Here is a 657-nt window from a genome sequence, read left to right on the forward strand (position 1 = left end):
ACCACATAGACCGACGCCAGCAGCGAGCCGTTGTAGTTCGTGGTGGTTACGTCGCCGGAGGTCGTCTGCACGACATTCTGCTTGAGCGCGCCGGCCGCAGTGTAGAAGTCGGTGGTGGTGGCCGACGCAGTTACGGTGACAACCGAGGTCTTGTGACCCGTGGAGTCGTACTGAGTCGTGACCTTGCTGCCGTCGCTGTTGAACACCTGCTGATACGCAAGCGAGTTGTCGGCATGAAGGCGGGTCAAGCTGATGAGCTTATTTGCGGCGTCGGTGTGCTGGATCTCGGTCGTATAGCTCTGCCCGGTGATGTTGTAGGTGTAGTTGTCGTGGCTGCCGTCGGCGTTGGTGAGATAGACCTTGGTCTTGACGCCGGCCGAATAGACCGTGTTCGAGGACGAACCGTCCTTGTTCTGGAGAAGGTCGCTGGCGATGATTCCGTTGGAATCATACACCTTGGAGTCCTTGGACCCGTCGGCATTGACCACATAGACCGACGCCAGCAGCGAGCCGTTGTAGTTCGTGGTGGTTACGTCGCCGGAGGTCGTCTGCACGACATTCTGCTTGAGCGCGCCGGCCGCAGTGTAGAAGTCGGTGGTGGTGGCCGACGCAGTTACGGTGACAACCGAGGTCTTGTGACCCGTGGAGTCGTACTGG

Annotated in this window: 1 pseudogene; it reads right to left on the bottom strand. The window is 59.5% G+C overall.

The features are described from left to right. Nucleotides 1–657: pseudogene (locus tag AC629_RS44520) on the bottom strand (RHS repeat protein); the annotation flags it as partial.

Origin of the sequence: Bradyrhizobium sp. NAS80.1 (assembly GCF_001908205.1) — a bacterium.
Classification (GTDB): domain Bacteria; phylum Pseudomonadota; class Alphaproteobacteria; order Rhizobiales; family Xanthobacteraceae; genus Bradyrhizobium.